General features: G+C 42.5%; 32 protein-coding genes. 24 read left to right on the forward strand and 8 right to left on the reverse strand.

All coding sequences use genetic code 11. The features are described 5' to 3' along the window. The first annotated feature begins 1 nt into the window (after nt 1). The 22 genes from GON05_RS03455 to GON05_RS03560 all read left to right on the forward strand — a co-directional run bounded on the left by GON05_RS03455 (nt 2) and on the right by GON05_RS03560 (nt 17,515). Nucleotides 2-1,048, forward strand: a complete 1,047-nt coding sequence (locus GON05_RS03455) for a major capsid protein (RefSeq protein WP_157317823.1) — start codon at nt 2-4, stop codon at nt 1,046-1,048. 14 nt (nt 1,049-1,062) lie between these two features. After that, on the forward strand, nt 1,063-1,359 hold the full coding sequence (locus GON05_RS03460; protein ID WP_157317824.1) for a hypothetical protein: 297 nt from the start codon (nt 1,063-1,065) through the stop codon (nt 1,357-1,359). A 2-nt stretch (nt 1,360-1,361) separates the two neighbouring features. After that, complete coding sequence (locus GON05_RS03465) at nt 1,362-1,679, forward strand: hypothetical protein (RefSeq protein WP_157317825.1); 318 nt, start codon at nt 1,362-1,364, stop codon at nt 1,677-1,679. Further along, entirely contained in the window at nt 1,676-2,251 is a 576-nt protein-coding gene (locus tag GON05_RS03470) for a phage tail protein (protein ID WP_157317826.1), read from the forward strand. The genes GON05_RS03465 and GON05_RS03470 overlap by 4 nt, the downstream gene beginning before the upstream one ends. 35 nt (nt 2,252-2,286) lie before the next feature. Continuing rightward, on the forward strand, nt 2,287-2,688 hold the full coding sequence (locus GON05_RS03475) for a hypothetical protein (protein ID WP_157317827.1): 402 nt from the start codon (nt 2,287-2,289) through the stop codon (nt 2,686-2,688). Continuing rightward, complete coding sequence (locus GON05_RS03480) at nt 2,685-2,951, forward strand: hypothetical protein (protein WP_157317828.1); 267 nt, start codon at nt 2,685-2,687, stop codon at nt 2,949-2,951. The genes GON05_RS03475 and GON05_RS03480 overlap by 4 nt, the downstream gene beginning before the upstream one ends. Then, nucleotides 2,951-4,405, forward strand: coding sequence for a phage tail sheath family protein (locus GON05_RS03485; RefSeq protein WP_157317829.1), 1,455 nt, complete (start codon nt 2,951-2,953; stop codon nt 4,403-4,405). Before GON05_RS03480 ends, GON05_RS03485 begins: the two co-directional genes overlap by 1 nt. A 21-nt stretch (nt 4,406-4,426) precedes the next feature. Then, a complete protein-coding gene (locus GON05_RS03490; protein WP_157317830.1) occupies nt 4,427-4,945 on the forward strand; it encodes a phage major tail tube protein in 519 nt (172 codons plus the stop codon). A gap of 18 nt (nt 4,946-4,963) precedes the next feature. Then, the gene (locus GON05_RS03495; RefSeq protein ID WP_157317831.1) at nt 4,964-5,281 is read left to right on the forward strand and encodes a phage tail assembly protein; all 318 of its coding nucleotides are present in this window, start codon (nt 4,964-4,966) and stop codon (nt 5,279-5,281) included. A 164-nt stretch (nt 5,282-5,445) separates the two neighbouring features. Continuing rightward, nucleotides 5,446-7,866: a phage tail tape measure protein gene (locus GON05_RS03500; protein WP_157317832.1), complete on the forward strand. Its 2,421-nt coding sequence runs from the start codon at nt 5,446-5,448 to the stop codon at nt 7,864-7,866. Further along, nucleotides 7,863-8,072: a tail protein X gene (locus GON05_RS03505; protein WP_145656816.1), complete on the forward strand. Its 210-nt coding sequence runs from the start codon at nt 7,863-7,865 to the stop codon at nt 8,070-8,072. Before GON05_RS03500 ends, GON05_RS03505 begins: the two co-directional genes overlap by 4 nt. A 23-nt stretch (nt 8,073-8,095) precedes the next feature. Beyond that, on the forward strand, nt 8,096-9,094 hold the full coding sequence (locus GON05_RS03510) for a phage late control D family protein (protein ID WP_309492588.1): 999 nt from the start codon (nt 8,096-8,098) through the stop codon (nt 9,092-9,094). A 4-nt stretch (nt 9,095-9,098) separates the two neighbouring features. Beyond that, the gene (locus GON05_RS03515; RefSeq protein WP_157317834.1) at nt 9,099-9,500 is read left to right on the forward strand and encodes a phage baseplate assembly protein V; all 402 of its coding nucleotides are present in this window, start codon (nt 9,099-9,101) and stop codon (nt 9,498-9,500) included. Next, on the forward strand, nt 9,497-9,895 hold the full coding sequence (locus tag GON05_RS03520; protein ID WP_157317835.1) for a phage tail protein: 399 nt from the start codon (nt 9,497-9,499) through the stop codon (nt 9,893-9,895). The genes GON05_RS03515 and GON05_RS03520 overlap by 4 nt, the downstream gene beginning before the upstream one ends. Beyond that, entirely contained in the window at nt 9,892-10,215 is a 324-nt protein-coding gene (locus GON05_RS03525) for a GPW/gp25 family protein (RefSeq protein WP_157317836.1), read from the forward strand. The genes GON05_RS03520 and GON05_RS03525 overlap by 4 nt, the downstream gene beginning before the upstream one ends. Then, nucleotides 10,212-11,336, forward strand: a complete 1,125-nt coding sequence (locus GON05_RS03530) for a baseplate assembly protein (RefSeq protein ID WP_157317837.1) — start codon at nt 10,212-10,214, stop codon at nt 11,334-11,336. Before GON05_RS03525 ends, GON05_RS03530 begins: the two co-directional genes overlap by 4 nt. Continuing rightward, nucleotides 11,329-11,892 carry a phage tail protein I gene (locus tag GON05_RS03535; protein WP_157317838.1) on the forward strand — a complete coding sequence of 188 codons (564 nt, stop codon included), beginning with the start codon at nt 11,329-11,331 and terminating at the stop codon, nt 11,890-11,892. The genes GON05_RS03530 and GON05_RS03535 overlap by 8 nt, the downstream gene beginning before the upstream one ends. Continuing rightward, on the forward strand, nt 11,893-12,642 hold the full coding sequence (locus GON05_RS03540) for a phage tail-collar fiber domain-containing protein (protein WP_157317839.1): 750 nt from the start codon (nt 11,893-11,895) through the stop codon (nt 12,640-12,642). A gap of 42 nt (nt 12,643-12,684) precedes the next feature. Continuing rightward, entirely contained in the window at nt 12,685-15,387 is a 2,703-nt protein-coding gene (locus GON05_RS03545; RefSeq protein WP_157317840.1) for a DNRLRE domain-containing protein, read from the forward strand. An 18-nt stretch (nt 15,388-15,405) separates the two neighbouring features. After that, nucleotides 15,406-16,353: a C1 family peptidase gene (locus GON05_RS03550; RefSeq protein WP_157317841.1), complete on the forward strand. Its 948-nt coding sequence runs from the start codon at nt 15,406-15,408 to the stop codon at nt 16,351-16,353. 35 nt (nt 16,354-16,388) lie between these two features. After that, entirely contained in the window at nt 16,389-16,847 is a 459-nt protein-coding gene (locus GON05_RS03555; RefSeq protein ID WP_145656807.1) for a phage holin family protein, read from the forward strand. Beyond that, a complete protein-coding gene (locus GON05_RS03560; protein ID WP_157317842.1) occupies nt 16,844-17,515 on the forward strand; it encodes a glucosaminidase domain-containing protein in 672 nt (223 codons plus the stop codon). Before GON05_RS03555 ends, GON05_RS03560 begins: the two co-directional genes overlap by 4 nt. A 45-nt stretch (nt 17,516-17,560) precedes the next feature. Here the strand turns inward: GON05_RS03560 and GON05_RS39185 are convergent, their stop codons facing one another. Together GON05_RS39185 and GON05_RS03570 are read right to left on the reverse strand one after the other, a co-directional pair. Then, nucleotides 17,561-17,764, reverse strand: a complete 204-nt coding sequence (locus GON05_RS39185) for a hypothetical protein (RefSeq protein ID WP_145656804.1) — start codon at nt 17,762-17,764, stop codon at nt 17,561-17,563. Between the two features lie 16 nt (nt 17,765-17,780). Then, nucleotides 17,781-18,119 carry a YjgN family protein gene (locus GON05_RS03570; protein ID WP_157318056.1) on the reverse strand — a complete coding sequence of 113 codons (339 nt, stop codon included), beginning with the start codon at nt 18,117-18,119 and terminating at the stop codon, nt 17,781-17,783. A gap of 712 nt (nt 18,120-18,831) precedes the next feature. Between GON05_RS03570 and GON05_RS03575 the strand changes: the two genes are divergently transcribed. Next, nucleotides 18,832-19,080, forward strand: coding sequence for a GNAT family N-acetyltransferase (locus GON05_RS03575; protein WP_157317843.1), 249 nt, complete (start codon nt 18,832-18,834; stop codon nt 19,078-19,080). A 388-nt stretch (nt 19,081-19,468) separates the two neighbouring features. Here GON05_RS03575 and GON05_RS03580 read toward each other — a convergent pair whose 3' ends face one another. The 3 genes from GON05_RS03580 to GON05_RS03590 form a co-directional block, all read right to left on the reverse strand. Further along, the gene (locus GON05_RS03580) at nt 19,469-19,699 is read right to left on the reverse strand and encodes a cold-shock protein (protein ID WP_127458669.1); all 231 of its coding nucleotides are present in this window, start codon (nt 19,697-19,699) and stop codon (nt 19,469-19,471) included. 62 nt (nt 19,700-19,761) lie between these two features. Then, on the reverse strand, nt 19,762-19,962 hold the full coding sequence (locus GON05_RS03585; protein ID WP_157317844.1) for a cold-shock protein: 201 nt from the start codon (nt 19,960-19,962) through the stop codon (nt 19,762-19,764). 354 nt (nt 19,963-20,316) lie between these two features. Further along, nucleotides 20,317-21,321, reverse strand: a complete 1,005-nt coding sequence (locus tag GON05_RS03590; protein WP_157317845.1) for a DUF3231 family protein — start codon at nt 21,319-21,321, stop codon at nt 20,317-20,319. A 643-nt stretch (nt 21,322-21,964) separates the two neighbouring features. Here GON05_RS03590 and GON05_RS03595 point away from each other — a divergent pair. Further along, nucleotides 21,965-22,483, forward strand: a complete 519-nt coding sequence (locus GON05_RS03595; protein ID WP_157317846.1) for a DUF3231 family protein — start codon at nt 21,965-21,967, stop codon at nt 22,481-22,483. 130 nt (nt 22,484-22,613) lie between these two features. Here GON05_RS03595 and GON05_RS03600 read toward each other — a convergent pair whose 3' ends face one another. From GON05_RS03600 to GON05_RS03610, 3 genes are all read right to left on the reverse strand, one after another. Then, a complete protein-coding gene (locus tag GON05_RS03600; protein ID WP_157317847.1) occupies nt 22,614-23,168 on the reverse strand; it encodes a CBO0543 family protein in 555 nt (184 codons plus the stop codon). A 449-nt stretch (nt 23,169-23,617) separates the two neighbouring features. After that, entirely contained in the window at nt 23,618-23,773 is a 156-nt protein-coding gene (locus GON05_RS03605; protein WP_157317848.1) for a hypothetical protein, read from the reverse strand. 12 nt (nt 23,774-23,785) lie between these two features. Beyond that, nucleotides 23,786-24,628 carry an ATP-dependent DNA ligase gene (locus tag GON05_RS03610; protein WP_246238816.1) on the reverse strand — a complete coding sequence of 281 codons (843 nt, stop codon included), beginning with the start codon at nt 24,626-24,628 and terminating at the stop codon, nt 23,786-23,788. Nucleotides 24,629-24,820 lie beyond the last annotated feature (192 nt).

Raw genomic sequence — 24,820 nt, forward strand, 5'->3', positions numbered from 1 at the left:
CATGGCAAAAAATATTTCGATTTATGATCCCCGCACGATGCTAGCTGCAATTGAAGCGATGATGCCCACGCGTACGTTTCTAAAAGATATGTTTTTCCCAAAACCAGAAACGTTCGTCACGGAAGCTGTTGACGTGGATTATTTCAAAGGGAAAAGAAAGATGGCTCCTTTTGTTTCCCCACGACTACCAGGACAAGTGATGGAACGTGAAGGATTCACAACGCAAACCTACAAACCTGCGCTGATTAAGCCAAAAACGGTTCTAACGGTTGGGGACTTGCAGACACGTTCCATGGGCGAAAACATCTATTCTGGAAAATCTCCAGATGACCGCGCCATTGAACTCTTAGCGAATGATCTCGAAAAACTAGACTCTGCGATCACGCGAAGGGAAGAGTGGCTTGCTGCTCAAATCCTTTTCACAGGAAAGGCTGATATGATCGGGGAAGGCGTCAGCCAGACCATTGACTTTAGTTTCACGAATAAAGTAGTTCTTACGGGGACGGATAAATGGAATGACCCTTCAAGTGATCCGATTGCTAAACTCGAAGCGCTTCGGTTAGAGGTCATTAAGACATCGGGTGTTACGCCTGATATTGCCGTTCTAGCTTCCGATGTTGTCCCTTTCTTCCGTAATAACCCGATTGTCCAAAAGCTGTATGACAATAGAGGATTCAATATCGGCCGTATCGATCCAAAGACACTACCAAATGGCGCGACCTACATTGGAACAATTGTATCGCTTGGTTTGGATCTCTATTCGTACGATGAGTGGTATTTGGATGATGAAACGGACCCGCAAAATCCCGTTGAGAAACCCATGGTACCGTCAGGAACAGTATTGATTGGCTCAACGCGAAGCCGTTCTTCCATGCTGTATGGGGCGATCACGCTTGCCGTTGATAACCAGTTTGTCACTTATGAGGGTCCTCGCATTCCAGACTCTTGGATGCAAAAAGACCCTGCAGCCCGATTTGCCCAATTGCACAGCCGCCCACTTCCTGTGCCACACGAAGTGAATTCCTGGTATATTGCCAAAGTATTTTAAGGAAGGGTGATCTTATGAGCATTATTAGCACATGGCACGTTTCACATAATGGCATTATGTACCCAGCAGGTGTTCCGATTACGGATCTTCCACAAGAAGAGCAAGATCGCTTAGTGGAAGATGGTCTTGCCCGTTACACGGATGAGGAAGAAACCGATTCGAAAAGCACGTTTTTGACGCTTGAGGCATTTACGAACCTTAAAGCTAGTCAACAAAAAGAACAGTTGGTTCTTATTGAGCTAACACCAGGCGCAAATGAGCAAGAACGCATTGATCAATACGCAGCTTGGCTTGAGCAGCAGGACCTTTAAAGATGACAGTGCCCAAATTAAAGGATTACTTTGCCATTGATGTGAGCACCTTCTTAAATCCAGATGAATTCGCTCAAGTATTTAATATCGATGGTGTTGATATTTGGGCTGTTCAGGATATCGATTCAACCAACAAACACCCCTTTGGCTACGCTGATGGGGTTTCGTTATTTCAAATGGCGCTCTACGTTGATAGCACTGAAATCGGGTATAAACCGACTCAAGGTCAAGTCATGATGATAAATGATGAGCGCTACACACTTGAAAGCATCATCGAAGAGGAAGGCCTGTATGTGCTCAAGTTAGAGGCGAACCGATGATTGAGTTTAGCGGTGGCGCACAGGAACTTCGAATGGCAGGGCGCAACTTGCAATCAATTCAGCGCCTGATCCCAAAAGCGTACTCAGCTGCACTAGGTCGGGTATCGCAACGCGTTCGAACTGAAGGCAGCCGGCAAGTGCGCGAAAAGTATCACATCAAAACCAAAGATGTTAACAATAAGGTCCGCGTTAAGCGCCAAACGGGAGCAAACGCCAGTGTTGAACTGAGATGGTCAGGCGGAAACACGCCGATCATTAAGTTTCGCACAACTCCAAGCAAAGTACCTGATAAACGACCTCGTGTGTTAAAAGCTGCTATTAAGAAAAGCGGACTTAAGCCAATTCGAGGTGCATTCGTTGCCAAGGTTGGGCGTGGGGGCCATGTTGGTGTCTTTAAACGCGTTGGCAAAAAGCGGTTTCCGATTCAAGAGGTATTTGGCCCCGCCGTTCCCGTGCTTCTCAACGAGCATGGCATTGTGGAGCATTTAAAACAGGTCGCGCACGATACGATGGAAGACCGGCTCAATCATGAAATCTTACGGGCACTCGAAAAGGCAGGCGAACGACGATAACGACAATTTTACTTCTTCGAGCAATCAAGTCTTTCTTGGAACTTATTTTAAAGGATCGAGTCAGCGGAACACCGCAGGTACATATCGGCTACCTTCCTCAGAAAACAGCAGCCAATGCCCAGAATGGCGACTTCCATTATGTCATTGTCAGAGCTTTAAAAGGGAGCGATGAGGACGAGAAGGGATGCGGTACAACCGTCAAACTTCTTTTTGGCACGCAATCAACGGATGACGATGGATTCATGGATGTTTTAAATGTCATGGAAGATGTCCGCATTGCACTGCTGAAGAAACGGTTGCTTGATCATCGCTATGAAATGCAACTCCCTTATCAATGGCAGCTCTTTGAAGAACAGCCATCGCCTGAATGGATTGGCGAAGCCATGACAACGTGGACACTACCTACGATTTTTCGAGAGGAGATTCCCGATCTATGAGTACAAAAGCAAAAAAGAAGCCCATCACGGCAACCGGCGATTCACTCATTTATGTCGGCCCTACCATTGAACACGGGCGATTATCGCAGTATACCATCCTTAAGAACGGTATCCCTACACATGTACAGGATTTAGTCAGCGGCAATGCTGACATTGCACAACTTATCGTGCCGGTACAGCATTTAACGAGCACCAAACAGGCTGTGCAAAAACAAGGCACGCCTGAAAACGCCGCTTATGCGCGGTTAATTAAAGGAGTCTGATGACAGTGGAAAGACATGGCATCTACACAACCGAAATCCCAACCTCCATTTTATCACCTGCAGCAACGAATCCAACACTTGTCGTTATTGTCGGTACGGCTCCCGTTCATTTAAGCACACGAGCTACGCCTCCAGTCAACGAACCTATTCTTTGCTCTTCTTTTCAAGAAGCGAAAGATGCGTTTGGTTACAGTGAAGACTTCGAATCCTATACGTTATGCGAATTTATGGATGCTTTCTATCGGCTATATGGTCAATCGGCAGCTGTTTTTATTAACGTACTGGATCCTGCTACCCACAAAACGGTAGTCGCACCTGCAGACACAGCTATTTCATCGGGAGTCGCCGTGATCAATGTAGAAGGTGTCTTGAAAAGCAGCGTCATCGTTAAATCGGGTGACGGTGCAACCACCCATATTTTAGGCACTGACTACACGACTGGTTATGACACTGCCGGCCATCTTGTTGTAACTGCCAAATCAGGCGGAGCCATCGCTGGCAATGTAGCCACGTTGAAAATTGGCTATACCAAACTAACATCCGCTGCTGTAGATGAAGCCGATATTATCGGCGGTTTGGATGGTGTGACAGGAAAAGCAGCAGGGCTTGAACTGATTCAGCAAATTTTCCCACGATTTAGCTTGGTTCCTAACTTGATTATCGCGCCAGGATTCTCGCATGAACCCACCGTTGCCGCCATCATGGAAAGCAAGGCATCTCTAATTAACGGTCATTTTTTTGCACAGGCGATTGTAGATTTGCCAACAGAGGACATCGACCTTTACTCGGAGGCTCCTGATTGGAAAGAAGAAAATCATTATACGTCCAAACGACAATTTCCTGTATACCCCAAAATTACATACAGCAAGAAGACGTATCATTTCTCCACACATCTTGCTGCTGTGCTTTGTGCAACAGATGCTAAAAATCGTGGCGTGCCGTTCAAATCTCCTTCGAATCAGCTTTTAAAAGCCGATGGAGCCGTGCAAAAAGGCAGGGCTGATTTATTCCTTGGACCGGATCAAGCCGCTTTCCTAAATGCAAAAGGAATCATAACAGCCCTTAATTTTATTGGAGGATGGAAGGTTTGGGGAAATCGCACCGGCATGTATCCAAGTGATACAGACCCAATCAATACGTTCATCCCAATTCGGCGCATGTTCGACTGGATTGCTAACACAGTCGTCCTCACGTATTGGTCAAAAGTAGACGATACTACCGATCAACGCCTGGTTCAAACCGTTACAGACAGTATCAACGTCTGGTTTAATGGCCTTCAGTCATCGGGTGCCATTTTAGGCGGGCGTGTTGAGTTTCTGAAATCAGAAAACTCTTCAAATGACCTTATGAACGGCAAACTTACCTTTCATATCTTTGTAACACCGCCATCTCCAGCGCAAGAAATTGACTTCCTTATTGAATATGATCCGCAGTATTTGGGTTCCATTTCGTAATTAAGAAAGCGAGGAATATACATGAAGCAAATTCCTGAAAAAGTCACTGGTTACTCTGTTTATCACGAAGGAAGCACATTCCTCGGGGTGGCCGATGTCACTCTTCCTAGCCTGGAGTCTCTATCTGAGACGATCAAAGGGGCAGGCATCGCCGGCGAAGTAGATTCCCCGACCATTGGGCATTTTAGTAGCATGACCTGCACGCTGAACTGGCGGACCATTGACCCTACAGCCATTCGATTGGCAGCGCCTAAAGCCCATGCGCTCGATTTTAGGGCTTCACAGCAGACGTATGACACCCAAACGGGTGCTTATCTTCCGATTGGCGCGAAGGTATCTGTACGAGCCATTCCTAAAAAATTCGATTTTGGAAAGCTAGAGTCCGGCGCAACAACAGATAGTTCGAGCGAATTCGAAGTTATCTACCTGAAAGCAACCGTTGACGGAAAAACTGTGGTGGAAATTGATAAATATAATTACATTTGCATCATCGATGGTGTCGATTACCTTGCTGCTATTCGCCAACAACTAGCACTATAACAAAGGAGACGAATTCACATGAAAGAAAATGAAACTGTAAATGAGGACATCGTGTTCACCTTGAGTAAACCAGTTGTCAGTGGAGATCAAACCATCACCTCGGTTGTGTTAGATTTCGAATCTCTAACTGGCGATGATCTTCTCGCTATTGAAAGGCAATACAATGCGTTATCCGCAAGAACAAGAGATGTAGCGCCGGTCAAAGAAACATCCAAGCAATTTCTTTCCTTTGTCGTCGCAAAAGCAGCAGGGCTGCAAGTCGAAGACCTTCAGCGGTTTTCCGCCAAAGATTTTGCCAAGTTAACATTGAGAGCACAAAATTTTTTGCTCGGATAGGCTTCAAGGATCGGGAATGGAGACAACTGTTGATGGGCGCAGTTGTCTCTCTTTCTATGTCTACCCACACACCAACCGTTCATTGGTTGGCTGTGCCCCTTCTTGAAGTCATGGACTGGATTCGAGCAACAAACGAGCTCTTAGCGAAGCGAGGTGAAAAATAGTTGTCAAGAGAGTATGAAATTGCTTTCCGACTCGGCGCACAACTTCAATCGACTTTTTCCCAATCCTTTACGCAAGCAAACAACTCCATTGCTGAACTTGAAAAACGTATGCAGAAGCTTGAGCAAACGAGCAGCCATAGTTCTTCCAAAAAAGGTGGCGGTTTAGGCGGTGCTTTTGGGGGAATTGGACTTGCTGCTGTAGGTGCAACGGCGGCCATAGGTACGGCGGCGCTTGTGGCAGGAGGAGCCGCTTTTTCAATGGCTGAAAATTATCAGGTCGCCATGGCGCATCTGCAACAAAGCACAGGCGCTTCTGCAGAGCAAATGGGTGAGTTCAAGGACGTTGCAACTTCGATGTATAACATGAATTTGGGCGAGTCGTGGGACGATCTATCGGACGCGATTAGCAAAACGAGTTCAATTACAAAACTGCATGGCAAAGAACTTCAAGAAACAACAACAAAAGCGCTCTACATGCGAGATGTATTCGGGCAAGATATCCCCGAAACTTTAAAAGCTAGTGATACCATGATGCGAAACTTTGGCATTAGCAGTGATCAAGCTTTCAATCTCCTTGCTTCAGGTGCTCAAAAGGGATTAGATAAATCGGGCGAATTACTGGACTCTGCCAACGAATATGCACCCCAGTTTAAAGCACTCGGCTTCTCTGCAGACGAAATGTTCGATACGTTCAGTTCAGGGCTTGATGCCGGTGCATTTAATCTGGATAAAGTCGGTGATGCCGTCAAAGAATTCAACATTCGCGCCAAAGACGGTTCCAAAACTTCGGCGCAGGCGTTCCAAGCACTGGGGCTAAATGCTGAAAAAATGACGCAAACCTTTGCCAAAGGCGGACCCGAAGCTAAGAAATCATTTACGGAAGTGCTGAATTTAATCTCAAACGTCGAAGATCCAGTAAAACGAAATGCCATTGGCGTGTCGCTGCTTGGTACCCAATTTGAGGATCTAGAAGTTAAGGTTATTTCTGCTATGGGGAATACGCAAAAACAGTTTGATAGCACCAAAGATACGATGGGTGAAATCGCCAAGGTAAAATATACCTCTCTGGGAGGAGCAATTAGAGGAATTGGCAGGCAGTTCGAAACCTCTCTTGTCATTCCGTTATCCGATAAACTACTGCCAGTCATGCAAAACATTAGCAACTCGATGTTTGATGTCATGCCAGCTATCAAGAGTTCTCTGGGACAAGTCGGCTCTTTCATCGGTGCCGCCACTAGCGAAATTGCCGCCGATGCTGCTTGGATTTGGGAAAATGGATTTGATAAAGAGATGGAAGGAGTCACGATCAATTACGCGAAAGCACTTGGCCTTAATGACAGCCAGGCAGAAGTTATTGCCTCAAGCATTGCAAATGTCTTTCACAAATTAGGTGATCTTCGGGACAAGTTCCTCACACTGTGGAGTGAAGTCCTTCCTTACATTCAACCCATTTTTAGTTCAGTCGGCAGCATCATGGCCCAGCTCATACCGATCATGGGGGAAATTATGAGCACCATGGTTACGATGGCAAGTAAAATCTATAGTGCTCTAATACCCGTGGCTACCTATTTACTCGGAAAGTTTATGCCTATATTCGCAAACATTGCTTCGTTTATCGCTACCATGGTCGTCCCAAGCATTGCACAAGCAATACATGCCATCATGCCGCATATTCTTTCGCTTACGGATAAATTAACGTCAGCCTTCACCACAGTTTGGAACATTATTCGGCCCATTATTGACGCTCTGGTGGCTGTCTTTAATTACGCTTTTCCCACGATAAAGAGCACCGTAGTGAATGCCATACAAGCCATTTCTGGGGCCATTGGTGGCATTTTCGATATGTTAGGTGGAGTTATCGACTTTGTTACTGGTGTTTTCACGGGAGATTGGGGTAAAGCGTGGCTTGGGGTCAGAGAGATTTTCGGTGGCATTTTCAGCACACTAGGTTCTCTCTTGGCGTTCCCGATCAATAACATCATCGATGCCATAAATCGCGTGATTCAAGGGATGAACAACATTAAATTCGATCTTCCAGAGTGGCTCGGCGGTGGATCTTTTGACCTTAATATACCTGAACTTTCTAAGATTGGCGGGTACGCGGACGGCGGGGTAGTTAATAGCCCGGAACTTGCTTGGGTCGGCGAGGGTGGGGATTCAGAGGTGATCGTTCCCATTAACAATTCAGAACGTTCCCGTAGTCTCTGGCAAACAGCAGGCTCGATGCTCGGCATGACTCCTTCTACGCAGGGTAGCCAAGGCGAAGGCAGCAACATTTCCGTCACCTATGCACCTGTCAATAATTTCTATGGAAATGTGGATCGCGCGCAAGTCGAAGCTGCTCAATCCGACAATAACGATGATTTACAAAAACGCCTGCATGCATTGCAACGGCAGCAAAGGAGGGTGGCATTCGGTTGAGTACGTATATCACGCAATCCGGTGACACATGGGATGTCATTGCTTATAAAGTGTATAAAAAAGAATCACTGATGACATCCCTCCTCGCTGCCAATCCTGATCATGCCAGCACCGTGGTATTCTCGTCTAATGTAAAAATTGAAGTCCCCGATATGCCAGTAAACAGCGCTTCAAGCTTGCCCCCATGGAAAAGGGGGAGATCCTAATCAGTACTGAAGAAGCGAGACGGGTGGAATTCGTAATATCCTACAACGGTGCAGATATCTCAGCATCCCTTAAAGATTTTTTGCTTGATGCTAGTTATACGGACGCATCCGGTCAGCTGGATGATCTTCAAATTACGTTAGAAGATTCACGGGGATTGTGGCAAAACGACTGGATGCCGGCGGAAGGGGACACCATTGAAGCAGCCATTAAGACGATGAATTGGAACGCATCTAATGAAATGGCCACACTGGATTTAGGAACATTTGAAGTGGATGGCATTGACTTTTCGGGTCCGCCCGACATCATTCGAATCAAGGCTATTTCACTTCCAATCGGGACAACTGTAAGACGAGAAAAACGCTCCAAGGCATGGGAGAAGGTAAAATTAACGACAATCGCTGCGGACATTGCAGCGAAGGCCGGTCTTACTCTTTTATTCGAGGGGAAGCACAATCAAGTTTATGATCGTATCGAACAAACCGAACAAAGCGACCTTGCTTTCCTCCAGGATATTGCAGTAAAAGAGGGACTTGCCCTTAAAATCTCGGGTGGCAGTCTTATTTTGTTTGATGAATCCGAATACGAAGCAGCTCCGACTTCGTTGGACATTCGTCGCGGTAAAGATATCTCTTCGTATTCATTTTCATGGAGTACATCCGATGCTGCTTATACATCGTGCAAAGTCGTCTACCACGATGCTAAAAAGGGTATCAACATTCAAGCGACGTTCACACCGCCTAACGCACCTGAAGCCGGTCCTGTATTAATCGTTAATGAAAGTGTAGACTCCCAAGCTGAAGCGCTTCGATTAGCTGAAAAAAAATTGAGAGAAGAAAATAAAAACTATGGCAAAGGTAGTCTTTCAATGCCTGGGAACACAAACCTAGCAACGGGACTTACAGTAAACGTGGTCGGGTGGGGACGATTTGACGGAAAATACATCATAGAAAATGCCAAACATTCGCTGGGCAGCGGCGGCTATAAAACAGATATTGAAATTAGAAAAGTGTTAGGGTGGTGATAGCATGATTAGAGCTGGCAATGTTTCGTCTGTTAATCCTCAAAACGGGACAGTTCGAGTCGCTTTCCCCGATAACAGCAATATGTTGAGCGGCGAGTTGCCTGTGATGATATCCAAATCCAAGTGGGCAAAAACAGCAGAGATGCCCTCCGTTGGCGATCCTGTTTTATGTTTATTTTTGAGCAACGGCATCCAAAATGGTTTTTGCCTTGGCTCTTTTTATAATGATTTAGAAACACCTCCACCAGAATCTGATTCAAAACGGGGAGTTTTTTTTGAAGATGGCAGCTATGCCTTTTATGATCGACAGACAGGCTCCATGCATGTCAAAGCCACTAACGGGCTGATTATTGAAGGTAATGTAACGGTGAATGGCACACTGACGTATGGAGGCGGAGGATCATGATTGGCGCATTAGGTCCCGTGGTGTTTGTAGCTTCTGCCGAAACCCTCCGAACGTTCAGTGACTTTACCCGATCTTCTGCAGGGCGATGGGCTAAACATGATGTGTTCATGCAAAAGCCTAAAACTCAGTTCTTAGGTCCAGGACTGGATACGATCTCGTTCACCATGCAATTCAACGCTTCGCTTGGCATTAATCCACGCAAAGAGTTAGATAAATTGGTAGAACTAGAACGGTCAGGGACAGCCATGGCGCTCACTATTGGCGGCAAAGGATTAGGGGTAGGCTTATGGATTATCACAACACTCTCACAAACGTGGGGCAGCATAGATAACGAAGGCAACGTGCTCACCGCATCGGCAAATCTATCACTTGAAGAATATGTGGTGAGTACATGATTGAAATTAACTTAGCAGCAAACGCCCCTATTGATCTTGGCGCAAAAGGTACGGATGAAATTATCCAGAACATCCGAACGATTGTTACAACCATAAAAGGCTCTGTACCACTCGATAGAGAGTTTGGTGTAGAGCCTTCTTTTATGGACCAGCCTATGCATCTCGCAAAACCGCTATTTACGGCTGAAATTATTATGCAAATTCGTAAATATGAACCTCGCGTTGAGGTCGTGCAAGTCTTGTTTCAGGAAGATGCACAAGCTGGCCGGTTAATTCCTATTATCCGAATTACTCCAAAGGAAGGAGGAACGTCTCTATGAGTTTGGTCAATCTCCCAGAACTCGATCTTGTCAGTGCCGATACGACCCAAACAACGGATGACCTGATTGCCATGTTTGAGGCATTAGACGGAAAACCCCTTTATCCAGGCGATCCGAGGAGGCTCTTCTTCAATACCATTGCTTCACTTCTTGTACAGCAGCGAGCACTCATTAACAAAGTATCGAGAATGAACTATCTTCGGTATGCAAGCGGCACCGCTCTTGATGAAATGGGCGCTTTCACAGAAACCAACCGGCTGCCAGCATCCAAAGCAAAAACAACGATTCGTTTTCAACTTTCAGCTCTGCAGCTATCCGCCATTATTATTCCTTCAGGCACACGCATAAGTACAGAAGGAAATCCAAAAATGTACTTTGCAACAAATGAAACGGTGGAGATTCCGTCGGGTTCACTAACGATTGATGTCGCTTCTTCCTGTGTTGAGCCTGGTATTCTGGGGAATGGTTATCTATCTGGCCAAGTGAAACAAATCGTAGACCCAATTCCTTTTGTGGTGTCTGCCGTAAATATAACGACCAGTGCCGGTGGAGCAGATATTGAGGATAACGATCCATATCGCAATCGGATTCGCGAAGCGCCTGAATCCTTCTCGGTTGCTGGATCAGAAGGAGCTTATAAATTTTGGGCAAAGACAGCAAGCCCCTCCATTATTGACGTGAGTGTGACCTCACCGTCTAATGCCGTTGTTCTCATCATTCCCCTGCTTGAAGGCGGAACGATTCCAAATGAAGATATGTTGACTGCCGTATCTAACGCCTGCAGTTCTAAAAAAGTAAGACCTTTAACCGATCATGTAACCGTCGAAGCACCTACAATATCAAATTATGATATTACGTTTACGTATTGGGTCAGCCGTGATCGTGTCGCTGAAATTACGACGATTCAAACAGCTGTGACAGCTGCCGTTAGCGATTATGTGTTGTGGCAAAAATCCAAATTAGGTCGCGATGTCAATCCTTCCGAACTCATTCGGAGAGTGATGATTGCAGGAGCACATCGCGTTGATATCGGAAGTCCATCGTTTACGGCAGTAGGCGAAACGCAAATTGCCGTCGCTGATCACATCGATGTTTCCTACGGGGGGCTAGCAGATGATTGAGTTACAAAGCAGCAGCCTTTTAGATTTGTTACCTGAAAATTTGCGATCTGACTCCACGTTATCAGCAGCAGCTAAAGCCATCGACCAAGAACTGCAGAGCATTACTGCTTCCATTCACAAACTTTCTTACTTTGATCGATTCGATACCTTAACCGATGAGGAAGTCAATGAATTAGCTTGGCAGTTTCACGTTGATTTCTATGATCCAACCCTTCCCATTGAGCAGCGACGGGAATTAATCAAGAAAAGCTTTGCCTGGCATAAACGTAAAGGCACAGCATCCGCTGTTGAAGAGTTGGTGACAACCATATTCGGAGACGGGAAGGTCGAGGAATGGTATGAGTATGGTGGAGATCCTTTTTACTTCAAAGTCATAACAAACAATCCAACAGCAACCAATGAACAGGCCGAAAAGTTTTTAGAGGCTCTTAATTCCGTTAAAAACATTAGATCCAGGCTAGATGCCATTCAAGTATCCATAGCCGACTCGATGAACCTTTACTTTGGCGGCGTGGTCCATATCGGCGATTTCATCACATTAAGGCAGGTGACGTAAATGTCAGCATTTGGCGGTTTACAGATAACGAACAAAGGAAGAGCTTTGCAAGCGAAAGCTCAGATCGGAACCACCATTCACTATAATCGGATTGCCATCGGTGATGGCAGCTTAAGCGGTCAAGTCATCGCGGAATTGAATGCGTTAGTGCATGAGAAAAAATCGTTAACCATAACGAAGTTAAAAACACTCATTGGCGGACTTGCCGCTGTCGGTGCTCCATTGTCTAATCAGGATATTACAACTGGTTTCTATTTCCGCGAAATCGGCGTTTTCGCGCAAGATCCTGATATTGGAGAGATTCTATATTGTTATGGTAACGCAGGGCAGACGGCAGATTACATACCTGCAGGCGGTGCGGAAGATATCCTTGAGCGCGAAATCGATGTCATTACGATAGTCGGAAACAATGCCAATGTTTCAGCTTCCATTAACCAATCTCTTGTTTATGCCACGCTGCAGGATCTTGCTGGAAAGGCACCAATTGATTCGCCCGTTTTTATAAACAAACCCAAAGTGCCGACTGCTCCTGCAGGTACTAATACAGATCAGGCAGCTTCTACAGCTTTTGTAAAACAAGAAATACAAGCCATTCCACCTGTGGATTTATCTGCTTTAGCACCTAAGAACAATCCCATTTTCACAGGCACAGGCATCACGCTTCCTGCCGATCCAACGGCACCCATGCACGCTGTAACATTACAATTATTACTCGCTAAATTCGAACAAGCTACGCGGTACGCTCCTTAATTGGGGCGTTTTTGGTGTTTCTTTTAGAAAGGAGGTAGAGCAATGCCTACGCTAACGCTAACGGCAACGAAAGATTCATATATAGCAAGTGGTTCACCTGCTACGAACTACGGAAGTTCTGGAAGTATGAGTGTCTCTTATAGCGGGTATCAAGAATATCCAATTATGACTTTTGATTTTTCTCAACTTCCTGCAAATGCTTTTGTAACTTCTGCAACTTTGAAACTGTATGCAGTATCAAATCCAAGCAACAGGGGCGTTGGAACATCAACTCCTTTCAGCGTTAATACAATTACAGACTTTACTGAATCAACCGTAAACTACAATAGCTTCGGCGGCAGCGGATATTATTCAGGATTGGTAGACAGTTTATCTACAAGTCAAAACGTACCTCTCGTAGCTTCGGGTAACTGGATGAATTTGGACGTAAGTAGTTTAGTTAAAAGCCGAATTGGATTCGCAGGCTTCATGCTGTCTTATTATGTAAACGGTGTTCCTTATCAACAAGGATTCGCTTCACGGAATTATAGTGGAGGAATTTCGTTTGCTCCGCAACTTGTGATCGAGTACTCTATTGGATCACTTGTTACGATCAATGTTCCAATCATTTGTGATTACACGCAAAATGAGGCAAGTCAAATCGAATATCCGTACAACGCTACCATTAACGTAGGTTCTCAATATGTTAAGTCGAATGAAGGCGACACCTATAAATTCATGATGCTTTATTGGAATCCGAATGCACTTCGTTCCGATGCACAGGTAAAGGGTGCGAACTTTATGGCGAGGACAACTTACGCGAGCACACTTTCAAGCGTGGCAGTATGGTCATTCCCATTCGGACAAGGTGCAACAGAAGATAATCCGTATAAGATGACAGTTATGGGGAGCTATATTTCTGGTGCTGGATGGGGAGCGTTAACAGGAGAGACATGGTTTTCTTATCCATTAACGAAGGTATTTTTAGGAAGTAGGCAAGCGGGCGGAACCAGTTATGGAGTGTACTTGAGAAATGAAATATCGGGAGCTAATGGTGTATGGTTAATTTCTGAAATTTACTCTCGTAACAGTTCATATCCTCCGTACATTGCAGTACAAGCAGTTATTCCTAATCAAGCTCCAAATGCTCCGCAAAATCCTTATGTTGCTGCTGCCGCAAGTGCTGACGGGACGTATTATTACATCAATACAAGAACTCCGACAGTAGGGTGGACGTTTAATGATCCAGACGCAGGAGATTCTCAAAGCCAGTATCTTGTTCAAGTTGTTGATAATGCTTATTCTTATGTCGTTTGGGATTCTGGATGGCGTGTAGGTTCTGCAAACACTTTCCAAATTCCTGCAGGTGCTATTGGCGCTGACGGAACTTATTGGATTCGTATTCAAGTAAAAGATGCAGCAGGCATGGTTAATATAGCAAACGGATCTGGTGGAGGAGATTCAAATTTCTCTCATGTTCGTCTTGTTATTGATACGCAATCACCTTATGCTCCATCTTTGACCATTGGAGCAGTAACGGGAACAACAATTGCAACCACATATTCATTATTTAATGATCCTGCTCCGAGTGCTGGAGTTATGCCGAGTGGCTTATTTGTAGTAGTAGATGACGATGTAGGTAATCGAGTAGCTACTCATCAACCTGCGGTTGGATCTACATCATTCACAATTCCAGGTTTGACGCCCAATACAAGGTATTGGGTATGGGTGACGTATCTTGATGCTGCAGGAAATTGGAGTCCCGGAAGTACGAAATATCCGGTCATTACTGATACGCGCGCACCTGATACTCCAACCCAAACAAACGGCATACTCTATGCCACTTCTAACGGCGTTTCTTGGTCTTCCTTCAGTGACGGGCCTGTATCTTCCGGGCTGCTGCTTACTACGCTGTACTTACAGGTGTTTGCCGGCAACGCTTGGCGTAACGTCGCCGGGTTCCCGGCAAGCGTTACGGGATTATCGTATAACTTCACTGGGTTAACGCCCAGCACTATGTACCGTTGGGGCGTTACTTATACCGACTATGCCCAAAACGAAAGCTCATTGAACTTTACACCATTCACGACGAATAGTTATGCGGTAACAACGATTGAGAATGTGGTAGCCGGCGGCAAAGTGTACAATGATCGACCTAAGATTCGAATGAAGGTTATTGATGCTAATGATGCGAGTCTCTTAGATCTTGAGTTCCAACGATCACCAATTCCGACATTCACATCACCTACAGCCGTTACCATGTCGGGAACGCCTCAATCTTTTAACGTTACTGCACCGTTCGCGAGTGGCTCTCTAGTAACGCACACACCTACTAATACACTGCCAAATGGAATAGCGTATATTCGAGCTCGTGCTTACGATAGCAAGGATTGGGGAGCGTGGAGTGCAGTCACAAACATTACCATAGAAACGCCAACCTATCCGACTACTCTTGCAGTAGATCACACGACGATTAGCAAACGAACGATTGATGATATCCGAAACAAGGTGAACACAGTACGGCAGGCCCGTGGATTGGCTGTCATTATCTGGACAGATTCAACTATTAAGGATTGGACGAACGGCACAGGAAGTACAAATATTAGAGCGATTCATCTGATCGAGATCAGACAGGCGATTAATGACATTTATGTTTCTCTGGGTGTAGCTGCACCAACATGGGGTGTAGATCCAATCATAGATATAACAGTAAAACGCAAGGGGCAGCATTGGATTGATTTACGAAACGCAATAGCAGCTGCCTAATTAAAAGGAGGAACATCTATGCAAAAAAGGTACAGTTTGAAACCAGATCCGATTGATCCGCGCGACTTTCTTTTTAAACCAATGAAAGCAACAGCAGTAGTTAGTCTTCCAGATAAAGTTGACCTTCGTCAGAACTTATCACCGATTGTCGATCAACTGAGCCTTGGGAGTTGCACATCTAACGCGATTGTAAGCGGACTAAGAGAATATCAATTAATCAAAGACGGCAGGCCACTAACTAGGCTCAGCCGTCTTTTTCATTACTGGAAAGAGCGCGAGATAGAGGGGACGATCAATGAAGATTCTGGGGCTTACATTCGAGATGGAATGAAAGTACTGCAGCAGGTTGGATGTTCTCCAGAATCACTATGGCCTTATATTGAATCCAAGTTTCGTGACCAACCTTCTGAAGAAGCAACCGCCCGCGCAGGAGAGTTCAAGATTGCCGAATATCACCGTGTTATTTCGTATGATGATATGCTTGCAGCACTCGCCCAAGAGCAGCCGGTTGTCCTTGGGATTAGCATTTATAACAGCTTCGAGAGTTCAACCGTTCGTAACACGGGAATGATCCCTGTTCCAGACACAACAAAGGAAACATTCCTCGGTGGGCATGCAATTCTTGCTTGTGGCTATCAGACATTCAGTGATGGAATTCAATACGTCTTAGTTCGAAATAGTTGGGGAACAGCTTGGGGGCAATTCGGCTATGGTTGGATTCCGAAAAGTTTCTTCACTCAAGGATTTGTAACTGATATGTGGACGGGTACAGCAGAGATTAATCCTGAAAAGATGACGTTTAAAGAAGCTTTAGACATCCTCATCAAAGAGAAACAGATTTTAAATGGTTATGATTATTGGGTGAATTTTGAAACAAGACTTCATGCCGGTACTTTGACCTATGACGACTATCAATTTGTTCCATTAGTTTTTCAAAAATTCGCGGCATATCTAAAAAATAACTAATCGTTCTCAACCAGGGAATAGGAAGAAGGTCTTTTATGGATATTCGATATCTTAGCACGTATTTGTTTACTGCTGCTGCAGGAGCTACAAGCAAGGAAATGACGTTTGGAGGAATATTTGCAACCATTGCCACTTTCGCAGTTACTTCTCTTGGAGGATGGGATGTTTCGATCCGGCTTTTAGCTTATCTAATGATTGCTGACTATGTAACAGGTTTTTTAGGGGCATGGAAACAAAAGAAAGTGAATAGCGACGTGATGTTATGGGGGGGAGTCCGCAAGGGTATTGTTATCCTCGTCATCATTTTGGCTTATCAACTTGATCAAATGATGGGCGGACAAGCCCCTATATTTCGAACACTCGCCATTTACTATTATGCAGGTCGTGAAGGGCTATCCCTCGTTGAAAATTTCGGAGTTCTCGGGGTCCCATGGCCTCCAGCTATTCAAAATGCACTTGAACAGTTAAAACAGAAAGGTGAGGGGACAAAATGACCGCTCAAGATATTTCCTATTGGTGGGGAAGAGCAAAGGAAGCCAGCCTTCAAGTAAACTGGCTTCCTACAGTGATACTTGCACAGTGGCAATTGGAAACAGGGCACTTCCAAAGTTTTAATTTCATAAATAATAATAACATCGCAGGTCAAACATGGCAGAGTTACATGCCATTGTCCATGAAGGGCACACCTCGTCCTTCGGCAGAGGGTGGCTTCTATATTCGTTACGACGACCCCGTAATTGGTTATGTCGATTTCATCCAAAAAAACGGCAGGTATGCCAATGTCAAGATTTTCGAAACAGAACAGGGACAAATTAATGAAATTGCCGCACGCGGATGGGCTGCAGATACCGAATACGCCGAAAAGCTAATGAACAGGCTTCTGAGCAATAGATTACAAGGCTTTATATTAGAGGAGGACGATGAAATGTTAAAGGAAGAAGTCGAAGTTTTAAAGGGACAAATTCAAACGTTGTTAAATACAGCCGATGCACATATTGAAAAGATTAACACATTAGAGAAACAAAATAACATGCCCGTTCCTGATTGGGCAAAGGATGCGGTTGAAGCTGCTGTAAGATGTAACTTAATCGATACGCCCGATGGGCGGAGTCATGATTTTTATAGCCTGCTCACTGTCTTTCATCGAAAAGGACTCATTTAACAAATCGAGCCCTCTTTCCCTGATTAAAGGGATTGAGGGCTTTTTTTATTTAAACAATTTTTTAATTAAGCTAAAAATATCAAACGTTGTTCGGTTATATACCTTGTTGTATGCAGCTTTCTTTGGGTTTCTAAGCCATCCGTAACCACGCGGCATTTTTATGCCCAATCGATGAACGACCTGTCTCTTCAGGCTTGTTCGCGCAGCAATTCGTTTCTTTAGACTAGGCGTTCGTAATCCAAATTTCAAAGGATCAACCCCTTTATTATCTAAACGTTGTATGCTTCGTCTTCCACTTCTCTAAAGCAATAAAAAGCCAAAAGCTATAAATGCCAAGCGTAATAAAAGGCAGTAACCACCATTTAATCCAATTCCCGAACAAACCCATTGCAGTACCGTTAAATTGAAGCCTTCTGCCGTTCACAACGGTATGTTCAATTTTCCATTTATAAATCATGGTCAAACTCCAAGGGTAGCAAATTCCAAACGTTATCAGTGTTACCAAAGAACCTAAGATGCTCCAACCTATGTACTGAAGAAGTCCGCCATCGAAATAGGAATTTAGTTCTATTCGTTCATTTTGTTGCCCCGCATTCACATTCATTACAACACTCACGACGATCCGCCTACCCTTAGAAATATTCTCCATCGGTTGGAGTATTTGCTAAATATTTTGTCGTAATTTAGTTTAACAGGTCTATGTATTTTTTACCATACAAAATGATACCTAGCATTACTACAGAGGTACATCTGTACAAAATTCGATATTTTGTGAATAAGTTTCGAAAACTCTTCCTCAAATTTGCTCAAATTTCCCCTTGAGCGCTGATTTCATCCCCGTGAAACATTTGATTTTTGTGTACATTAATCAAAATTAAAAACTCTCGTTTACTTCAATTATCATCGATTTCCTACCGCTATCCATTATGAGCAATGTATTAAATAATTTACCATAAGATGCCATTAAGCTAACGGGCAGGATACTCCAATATGAGTTAAAATATAGTGTGAAGGTCAGACTTTTGGCAGGAGGGAATTCCGATGAATAGGTGGGTCGGTGCGGCAGCTATTTGTGTCAATTCTGATAGACAATTACTTATGGTACTTCAAGGTAAACCAGACTTATCAATATAATGCCAGGTGATGTGATTTATTTCTGGGTGAACCAAATTTCCGACGGCTCTTTCGATACCCTGTATACGAATATTATGATTGAATATTTAAATTAAAGCTGCATTGAAATTAATATTTATAAAAAAGGGGCAGAACCAATAGTAACATTGGTTCTGCCCTAAAAAGGTTATATTCCAGCAAAGATGCTGAATTTATTGACTTGTGGCTTCCATTGCTGGTATCAAGGAGAACGATCTAGAGCTGAAATCGGATTTGAACTAGCAAAAGGATATTGGGGAAAAGCAATAAAACAAGAAGCATTGGAGCCTGTAATAGATTTTGGTTTCACACAAATGGGCTTAGTCATAATTGAAGCAACTGTTGTTCGAAAACTTAATTTTGTAAGAGATAGTGAATCAAGAGAAAAACTAGTTTATTATTACTTGCTATAAGAACTTGGGGATCACGCTAACTGGGATTTCTGACCTTCGATTCGAAAAGGCTATATAAAGGAGGCAACCAAACAAAAGGCATCCCCCCCAAACAGTGAAGAAGAATGAAGAAAAAACGCAGGAAACCATTATCAACCACGAACTCTTTTTAATTGTCCTTGCAGGTCGAGTGTAAGAAGTCATTTCTTTAATTATGATATACCATCCCTTTCATTACTTGTGTCATTCTTTAAATTGCTTAAATTGGCTGCATTAGTCTGCAAACCCTGTTTGGAATAAAAATTAATAATGTCATCAATAGTAGAAAATGCGACATTAACGTTCGAATTAGGTGTACTTATGTTGATAGAAAACCGCTTTTCTGATGTAGTAACATCTTTATTTTATATTATGAGATTAGTCTGCCTTTATGAAGAGACTTCTTATTTTTATTGGAGTTAGAAATGATAGGGAGCATTTTTAAGCTACTAATCATAGGAGAAAGGCACTGATGGCAAGTTGGGATGAACTCAAACGAAAAATTGTCCCGAATCCACCCCTTACAATTTTCGTTATTACATTCCCAGACTTTGGTGTTTTCCTGAACGAGATCCTCTAGCGATTTTCTTCGAAAATACATAGTTTTCTCCTCCTTAGATAAAAAACTGCCCTTAACACTTGTTAAGGACAGTTCACTGTGAATTACAGTTTTATAACATTTTCGGCTTGAGGACCGCGGTTGCCTTGAGCTACATTAAATTCAACGCGTTGTCCTTCGTCCAACGATTTGAATCCATCCCCTTGAATTGCGGAGAAATGAACGAATACGTCATTTCCGCCCTCCATTTCAATAAATCCAAAACCTTTCTCTGCGTTAAACCATTTCACTGTTCCTGTTTCCATAATAAAATTACCTCCAAATTGTTATTAACATGCTTTTTTAAACAAAAAAAATCACACATTGAAAAAGGTACCATTACACAAATGATCACTTTTTCAATATGTGAGTTTATGTTAGAGCTGTTTATAACCCAATCTTAGCACATAAAAGTGTGATAAGCAAATTTATATTATTTCTCCTTTACCTATATGACAAATGTCCGGCGAACGTTCGTTCAATATAAAATACAATGGGAGGCTGCCTGCACGATTGGCGGCCTTCACTCACCTAACGGGCAGATTAGCGCAAGAAAAATACCGAAAAGCCCTCTTTTGAACATCTACAAAGAGGGCTTTTCCTAGTAATAAGCTGGATAGCTATTGGTCTTTAGCAATTTCTTTTCTGTTTGGTGCAATTGGAGGTTGTTCTAACCATTTATTTTTTACCATTAGATCAAACCATTTTTTTGATACTGTTAGGTCTTTGAGAATTATTCTTTCGTAATCAAGAATTAAATCAGACCTCATAGAACCCGCTAGTCCTAATCCATGATATGATTGAGCAGTTATAAACAAAAAACCAGTGTGATACATGATGAGTTTATCTGAAAACGGCGAATCTGTAGATTCGGTTATTTCAGTTTCCGATGACATTGGTACAGGTAAATTATCATCTTTTAGTTTTTTACTTAGTAATTGAATTTGGTCATTTGACGTTTCAACTGCATCTGTTAGAAATTCCCTTATTTCCTTGGATCCAGCAATTTGACTAAATGCAATTCCAAGTGTTTTTGCCATTATACTTTTCTTTAGGTTTAAGGAAATATTACCAATTTCTATGGCAGAAAGAGGACGTTTATCTCCCCAATAACCATCGAGATATTTTTTGCTGTCAATAAACTCTGGGTTTGCACGCGGGAAAAAATACGGGTCTCTTTGAAAATGCCCTTTTTCAAGTAATAAATCAACGGTACGATGGTACATATTTTTTCCATCCGTCAAACAGGAGTCAAAGAAATCCCTTAAATCTTTTCTAACTGATGTAGTAAGCGAAAATACGTGACCGTTTAAACCATGAATTGTCATAAGATACAAATAATCCAAACAAAAAACATCCGAAAATAATCTTTTTTTATTGGGGTTGATATCTGCATCTGTAAACCCTATGGGCAATGGAAATCCATCATTAAGAATAAAAGTAGAAACCTGCTTCATTTGATTCTCAGTTATTTTTATTGCATCGACAAAAACCTCTCTAATGGATGTATCTTCTATAATGGTAAGCAAATATTTATTCACACAATTTACCATTGTGCCATTTACATATTGCCCCCATAAAACTCCAATTTCCGTCGATGTTAGTTTTAATTCAGTTTTATTCATAGCTCTGTCACCTCTGAAAATTAGATTGTCCAATTAGAAAGGATTTATAACTTTTGTTTTTCGACAGAAATTCTTAAACAAAAAGAAACAAAAAGTGTGAATTCAACATACAAAAAACTACTCTATTGTTCCGAGTGGCTGTTTGTGTTTATATGCCGATGTGAAACTATGGTCAAATCTTACTTTGTGCTTAGATCTACAACGGTGAACCATTTTACAGATAGCAGATAGAAGTAAGGATCATTACGCTAACGGGAAACGTTAGTTGAATAAATGTAACACAAGAATGAAATCTTAATTTAACATTAATGAATCAAGCCTATTAATAAAACCACCCTTTTAAAATAATGATGACTCACAGCGCGTTGCTGTGGGTCACTCTTTTTATTCATTGAAGTGGTTGAATTATTCGGTTTATCATGAATATACACTAATAACCAACGACATAATAACCTCCAGAGGTGAACGTCATGAGATGCATCTATTGTGATAACGTACAGCAATTAAAAGGCAAAAAACATAAGTGCTTCATTTGTACCATCACAAAACCCCGTTAACAGATTAGTCAAAGTACTTCACTTCAGCATTTAATTACTTTTTCGAGTCAACACCGAGAATAATCTAATTTAAAGGAGTTGCAACAATGGGTATCTTATCTGGTAATCAAAAGGATGAACCATTACATTATGGGGAGATCTATGATTTGTGGCAGTTCTCAATGACGGCCAAAGGCTGTGTTTCTGCCAACCGAGCATATCAGTATCATGTTGGTGATAATGACCTTAAGAAAATACTTGGCGACATCATTAACCAAGCTGAGCTTGAAATAAGTGAGTGCGATACTATATTAATAAATAATGGTATCGTGCCTTCCCCTTCTTTACCTGAAAGACCTGAAACTAAGTTAGAAGATATTCCTGTTGGTGTAAAGTTCTCCGATCAAGAAATCGCTTCTATGGTTGGCGCTGATACCTCCCTTAGCTTAGTTGCATGTAGTCAAATTATGAGTAAGGCAACACGAGAAGACATTGGGGCCCTATTTGCTAAATATCACGCAACCAAAACAGCAATTGGATTGAAAATCCTAAAAGTTAGTAAAGAAAAAGGTTGGTTGATCCCTCCTCCGCTTCAAATTAAGAGACCAGAGCTTGTAGAAGCTTAATTATTGTATAGTCAAAATCGTGGACGTGGCATCCTGCATGTTACGCTAAGCAGAACTATAGTTTAATCACGACATTAAGGCAGCTGATTGTGCTCAGCTGCCTTTTTGAATGCACAAATACAGTACGCTATTAAGTCAATTCTTTAAATTTATTTCTTCTGCTGAAGTAATGAGCAAGCAAATAAATGATGAATTGAATTGGGGCTGAGTAGCTAAATTTCCAAATTTGCGGCTCATAAATCTTAAGCCATGTGAAAAATGGTTCTGCGACGTACGAAGTAAGAAGTGCAAAAAATATTGCTTTAAGGTAAGGATTAGTTTTAGGTTTTATTTGTATAAGAAACATTACCGAAACTGGCATTAGAGTTATATCCCATGGAAAATAAGTTGGAAGTACTGGAATAACATTAAACCTATAATGCCAGAATCCTAACTGATCCCCAAGAATGTCAAGAATGAGTGAGATAACCATAACGAAATATCCAGCGTATAGAATTCGGTCAGTACTATGTTTATCACGTAAGAAAATCCAAACTATCCAAGGAAAAATGGATAAGAATAAGCCGAACCACCATAAACCTGAAAAGAGAACGTAGGTTTGCCAGATTTCTACTCTTTCATGAATCAATGTTTGAATTTGATTAACATTAGCGTCAATAAGTTCAATAATTTGTTTTTTTTCCATGAACTAACACCCCTTAACGGAGTTATTATTTTCAGAGTAGGGATCTTGTTATACATAATGAAATGATAAAACGAAATTGAATTTTGGCTTGGGATTAAGCTAACGGATAACGTTAGTTCAAAGTAAGGGAGCAGATGCCGCGGCAACTGCCCTTTTTGTTTAACGGGAACGTCTGTTAGACACGGATTTGATACTTGTTGGAATAAGCGAAAGCCTGGGGCACCCCCAGGCTTAACTTTTATTCTATAACATTGGTGCAATACCTAAATACCTTCGACATAACTTCTCTTTCGTAATCATTTTTTACATAAAAGCAGTGACGTTTCCAGTCTAGAAGCCGCAGGGCTCCATCAATATCTCCAGCCATTGCATCATTAAAAGCCCTCTCAACCTGTTCCAATGAAGGGATTCTTTGATGTTTTCTGTGAAATCCAATAATTCTCGACAATTCAGTACTCTTGAACTTCATCAATTAAAAAATATGCCTCCATGTTTGTATCGAAAACAACGATGCGGCTATTTACATCATAATCCATATCATTCACTTCTAAATGACTTAGTGTTTTCTCTTCGCCTGTCTCTGTATGCTTAACTCGGTATTCCATAAGTGTCATCCCCTAAACAATAAACTCCTCAAAGACTGGAAGTCGCATGATTCCAGATTTATACCAATCCCTATATTTAACTCTACAGCGTACTACAGGCTTTATAAAGACGTAATCTTTGCTCTCACCACTTTTAAAAGAATGAAACACAGGCATCATTGATTCACGAGCAGACTTACTTATTCCAAGCTCCATGGTGCCAATACTGCGGACAGACTCACCCTCTTGATAGCTAAGAAGCCAAGAATGTTCTTTCTTGCTGTATCCGGTTATGTATACCTCTGCCGTTTGGTAGTTAATAACCTTCTGCCATGACCAGGAGCGTACTCCTTTTTCATATTTCGAGTCTTTTTTCTTAATGACAATACCTTCAAGACCATGCTGACATACGATTTTAAAAAAGTCCCTTGCACTGCCTTTAATTGGCCGAACAATTCTATATTGTTCCGTCTCCATAAGTGTCTCTTCAAGTAGTTGCTTACGTCGAACTAATGGCAACCCAGTCACGTCCACGCCTTGATGATACAAGATGTCAAAAGCCATAAATACGACTGGTTTACGCTTTTTATTGGATCGGAGACCTGCATTTGTTGCTTCGAAGTCCGCCCGCCCTTGTTCATCAAGGACAACAATTTCTCCATCGAGAATAGTTCCTTTAGGAATCGGTGGATTGTGTAGTTCAGGATATTTTACTGTTGCATTCGTGTTCTTTGTGTATAGTTTAAACACATCCATATTTGATACAATCAACCGAATACCATCCCATTTCAATTCGGCGAAAGTAGAATCATTATCAAACGGTTCGTTGTTTTTGGCATATTGGAGAAGCATTGGAGGAATAAACATTTTCTTCATCACCCATAATAATGGTACACCTTAGAGCTATCTATGACTAATGGGATTTGAAGGAAGCAAGGAGCATTAGAATGAAGAAATTAATTACCCCTAGTTCATTTGTTTGTTTGAGTATAGCAACTGCAATCACATTTCCAGTGTACTACGTCCTTAAAGGTAGATGAAGTACTCATGAGTTCGGAGAGTATTACT

It is taken from the genome of Paenibacillus anseongensis (assembly GCF_009757995.1).
Taxonomy (GTDB): domain Bacteria; phylum Bacillota; class Bacilli; order Paenibacillales; family NBRC-103111; genus Paenibacillus_E; species Paenibacillus_E chondroitinus.